This is a genomic window from Pseudomonas sp. KCJK8993, from assembly GCF_046230915.1.
GTDB classification, from domain to species: domain Bacteria; phylum Pseudomonadota; class Gammaproteobacteria; order Pseudomonadales; family Pseudomonadaceae; genus Aquipseudomonas; species Aquipseudomonas piscis.
Genome location: NZ_JBJJLO010000201.1, coordinates 1 through 4704 on the forward strand (window position 1 = coordinate 1; position 4704 = coordinate 4704).

The 4704-nt window shown below is 45.2% G+C and carries 5 protein-coding genes; 2 read left to right on the forward strand and 3 right to left on the reverse strand.

Going from position 1 to position 4704, the window contains the following annotated elements:
- The first annotated feature begins 111 nt into the window (after nucleotides 1-111).
- Nucleotides 112-291: a TcpQ domain-containing protein gene (locus tag ACK6AU_RS31305; protein WP_409303587.1), complete on the forward strand. Its 180-nt coding sequence runs from the start codon at nucleotides 112-114 to the stop codon at nucleotides 289-291.
- 389 nt (nucleotides 292-680) lie between these two features.
- Nucleotides 681-1382, forward strand: coding sequence for a cyclase family protein (locus ACK6AU_RS31310; protein WP_177409143.1), 702 nt, complete (start codon nucleotides 681-683; stop codon nucleotides 1380-1382).
- Nucleotides 1383-1401: 19 nt separating this feature from the next.
- Here the strand turns inward: ACK6AU_RS31310 and ACK6AU_RS31315 are convergent, their stop codons facing one another.
- The 3 genes from ACK6AU_RS31315 to ACK6AU_RS31325 form a co-directional block, all read right to left on the reverse strand.
- Complete coding sequence (locus ACK6AU_RS31315; RefSeq protein ID WP_409303590.1) at nucleotides 1402-3276, reverse strand: ATP-binding protein; 1875 nt, start codon at nucleotides 3274-3276, stop codon at nucleotides 1402-1404.
- A 239-nt stretch (nucleotides 3277-3515) separates the two neighbouring features.
- Nucleotides 3516-3920 carry a hypothetical protein gene (locus tag ACK6AU_RS31320; protein WP_409303592.1) on the reverse strand — a complete coding sequence of 135 codons (405 nt, stop codon included), beginning with the start codon at nucleotides 3918-3920 and terminating at the stop codon, nucleotides 3516-3518.
- 579 nt (nucleotides 3921-4499) lie between these two features.
- Nucleotides 4500-4704, reverse strand: a 205-nt coding sequence (locus tag ACK6AU_RS31325; RefSeq protein WP_409303594.1) for a hypothetical protein, incomplete at its 5' end; no start/stop codon positions are given.

A 4704-nucleotide genomic window follows, 5' to 3' on the forward strand; every position in this document is an offset into this window, starting at 1 on the left:
ATGAACCCGGCGCCCGTGTCTGCGAAGCCTCTGCCGGAGATCTGGACGGCCAGTACCGGATCAACTCTTCGCCAGAGCGTTGAGGCCTGGGCACAGAAGGCCAACTGAACGTTGCTGTGGGACCCAGAGGACCTGGACTACCCAATTGCTGCTCCATTGCGCTTTGAAGGCTCGTTCGAAGAAACAATCAAGCAGGTGTTCCCCCTCTACGACAAAGCGCCGCGCTCATTCGTAGTCGATGGCAGCGCTGCACAGCGGCTCATACGTATCGCTGAGAGAAAGAAAAAATGACTCCATTGTTCCGGTTTCGCTGGGCCGCGGTATTTGTGACCTTACCCCTGATCAGCAGCAGCCCTGACCTGCCAGCCCCACGAAGCAATCTCACATCAGTTGCAATAACCGGATAATACGATCATAGCCACAGTTTTAATGAATCGCCGAGAACCAAAGCTGCAGGCTAGGTGTTCTATCCGTTATGATCGAGCCCCTCAAAGGTCCTCCCTAACGTTGCAAGCAGGCGTAAAAAACGAGTCACCTCTTAAGTTAAAGGGAAGTCAATTACAATCATGACATCAAGGAAGCACAAGTTATATTTCAAAGGGATATCCATTGCTATACTGACCACTTTATCAGCGATAGCTATCGGAATAAATCTTGAAGATAGTAAGGATACCAACGGAATGCAGAGTATTCAGTTTCAAAAAATAATTGATCTAAGCCATATTATTAGTCCCACTATCCCGCTCTGGCCTAACGACCCTCAAGTTGAGTTTGACGTAATAGCCTTACAAGAAAAAGACGGTTATTACCTGCGCCGCTTCAGTATTGGCGAGCACAGCGCGACCCACATGAATGCTCCCAATAGTTTTTATCCTAACGCCATTGGAATAGACGCCTATAAACCAGAGTCGTTGGTACGCCCGGCGGTCGTGATTGATATACGAGCCAAGACTAAAGATAACCCGGACTATGTGATTGACCTTCAAGATATAGAGAAATGGGAACAGGCCAATGGCCATATTCCCCAAAACTCTTTGGTTTTATTTTATACAGGATGGCAAGCCCTGTGGAATGATCCCAAGCGTTTTATCAATGAAGACGCGAAAGGCCCACACTTTCCGGGTGTGGGCGCTGCCACGACCAAATTTCTACTCGAAGAGCGCAAGATAGCTGGTGTCGGCATAGATACACATGGTGTGGATCCTGGCCAAGATACAGTTTACGCCACCAACCGCCAAATTTTGGCGGGAAATGGTATCGTCCTAGAGTGCTTAACCAATCTCGATCAGCTACCTGCAAAGGGTTCAACTCTGGTCATTGGTGTTCTTAGACTTAAAGAGGGGTCAGGTTCTCCTGTTTCCGTAATGGCGTTTTTGCCCTGAGGGCATTTCAACCTGAAGCTCAACCCGCTACCGAAGCACTGGCCCGCAATTGCTGGTAGTTGGCTGCATGCTGAAGTACTCGGGTCAGACTTTGGAAGTTTGCCGGTTTGGTTAAAATATCATTGGCACCGGCGGCCTTAAAGCGCTTTATTTCGCTAGAAAACGCGCTTGCAGTAAACGCAACAATGTAGCAAGTATCGCCCAATGGTAGGTTACGAATTCTGCGGATGGCTTCTAGCCCATCCATAACAGGCATATTTATATCCATGAATATAATGTCTGGAGTCCATGTCATACACTGATTGACTGCCTCCAGACCATCTGACGCAAGCGTAGGTGCATACCCAAGCGCCTGCAGCATTTCCAAGGCAACTTTTTGGTTAATCGGGTGATTTTCCACCAATAAGATATTGAGACAATAATTTCTAGAAAAAGACGAGTCGAAGCTCACCACTAGCTTATGATCATTTTCGGAGGGGATTTCCGAAGCTGAAAAAGGCTCTATGGGGAGAGAGAAGGAAAATGTTGATCCAACCCCAGGTTCACTAGTAAAGGATAAAGTCCCTCCTTGCGCCTCGACTAAATTCTTGCAAATTGAAAGGCCGAGACCGCTACCGGTAAAGCGTTGATTCGTCGATCCTTTGAGTTGGGCGAAGGGCATAAATAGGTTGTCTTGCCGCTCCCTAGGGATACCTATTCCGGTATCGGATATGGAGAAGTCCAGTTGAGATCGAGAGGGAGAACTGCTGGTCTTGACCTGGAGCGAAACTGTTCCACTTTCGGTAAATTTTACTGCATTCCCCATTAAATTGATCAGTATCTGACGAAGGCAGTCGATATCGATTTTTACCAAAGTTGGCACATTCGGTGATACCTGAGCCTCAATAATGATTGGCTTGTCCTGAACATTTTGCCTGATCATTTCAAGGCTGGAGGACACCAACTTTCTTACTTCAAATACACTAGGCCTCAACTCAAGTTTTCCCGCTTCGATTTTTGCCAGATCGAGAATATTATCGATAAGAGACAGCAAGACTCGCCCACTAGTATGAATCGTGTTCACCAGACCACTTTGCTCGACACTTAAAGAAGAAGCGGCTAGTAATTCAGTCGCACCAATAACTCCGTACATAGGCGTGCGAATCTCATGACTCATAGTGGCTAAAAATCTAGTTTTTGAGCGATCAGCATCCTCGGCGGCATTTTTTGCCTGGCTCAAAACCTGTTCATTTACTTGCAGTTGCTGGAGATGAGTCCGCATACGGAATAAGTCAATCACAAACAAAAGACTAAAGGCGAGAAATACCAAAATGGCAAGTATGATATGGTGCAAGGAATCCTGTTTAAGTTGCTGGTAGTAGTTGGACAACAATATCTCTGCACCAGCTACATAAATCGTGCCGTCTTGAGACTTCATTGGGATGAAAACCGCACGAAAATCCCCCCAATGATCCGTGTAATCAATCCAAGTCGGCTCCGTACGATCAAAACTATCTAGCAGAGCCTGACTAGCATCAGGATAGGGATCAAAAAAGCGTACAAAATTCTGCTCTTGAATTTCCTTTTCTAATGCGCTTGAGCTGACCAGATAGGCTTTCCCTGACCGTTTTATTACACTGTAGACAAAGGTAGTACCCATTGACTCGTTGAACTGAGAAAGTCGCTGAATAGTGTTCCAGTCTTCAGCCTCCGATTTGGACTGTTTGTCTACCAAGTTATCATGGTAACGGTCGCCGAGGATGGCCGCCCCTCCCAAAGCAGCATGCTGCAGCTTATCATTAAGATGAGCCGTGAGAATTCCTTTAGTCTCGGCATAGAGGTAGTAAATATAGCCACTAACACCTACGATATAAACCAAGAGAAAAGCCCATGTCTTCCGTCTGATTTTGAACATTCATGACAGCCTCCATACCGTCATCTTGATCATAGTTTGCTTTTGAATATTTTCAAGCCTCGATGAGTTATAATTCACCTGACCGAGTATATGGTTCCTCTATAGACAGTAGATGATCATGCAGTTGACCACTCTCTCGCTTGTCGCGCTCATCGTAGGCTGTGCGAGCCAAAAGGCTGAATCACCAAAGCCAACATTTGCATTCAAAGGAAAACGAAATATTTAAAATTAAAAATTGTTCATCGAGCCTTTGAGTTAAACAGTGGAAAACCGGCTATCAAGCTGAATAATGTGGAAACTAAAGCACCAAGCACGCCTCCAGAAAAAACTTCCCTCAACTCAGGAGCAATTCCCTTGGGTGAACTTAGCGGCATAGAAGAAACAAATCCAAACATATATAAAGTAATAGCACCCAGCAGTGATCCGCATAAAACCACGCTGACAATGCTTAACACTTTTCTGCTTTTCAGAAAAACCACAAGCGGAATCCCAAATAGCAGGCTTGGTAAGTAGCTAAACAATAGTGAAAATCCCAGAAGAAAAGCCGCCTGCCTTAGATCGGACAAATGAAATGCGATCAAGAACAATACTGAGGGCAGCAAAGGTGCGAGAGCAAAACCTAACCAAACCCGTCGATTAAACATAACTCCCTCACTTAGCGTCTCTAGGTCTCGCCAAGAATACTAGACCTCTCCTTACTCGACGTCTAATTCATCCCTACCTGCTTTCAGGCAACTCTGATCCATCTTGGAATACTCGTACAGAAAATCCTTTATCAACCTTCAACTTGAAAAGTATTCGATGGGAACATTCGCAGGCGGCAAAAACTCCTTTCTCCATGGCGATAGCCCTTTATTTAAATACTACTTCTTTATTTCCGATCTGATACTCCGACACCTGAGCCGAAAAAGTGCAATTCATAATAGTGCTCAATCTTACCCCTTGCATGTCCGCCGCCCACTCAGATGTAAAGTTAGGCTAACCTGAATCATCACCAGTGCATTGATAATCTATAAATTCAAAATCTGCCGCCCCATCAGCATAAGCCAAGCCCAATTGGATCATGCCAAAGCATATTCCAGCACCCAAAAACTTTCGAGAAAGCATTATTCCTCTCTATTATTCCTTTTTGCTCCATAAATTTCTACACCCTACGTTTTGGGACTAAAACTAAATCGACGCTCCTTGATTGAACACTTATCTACACATGCTTGTGACCCACCTCAGAACCCTTCCTTCCAAAAAGTTCTGTCTAGTTCATAGGGATCCACACTAAAACCTTGGGGGAACTCCTTAAACCCTGGTGCCAGTGAAATATCTAACGCGGCTTCATTGGCCAACTCAGCAGTACTATAAATACCAATTATCTTAACATCCTCTCTATCTCCATATTCGGAAATATGCTGCAGTATGTACACAATCATAACT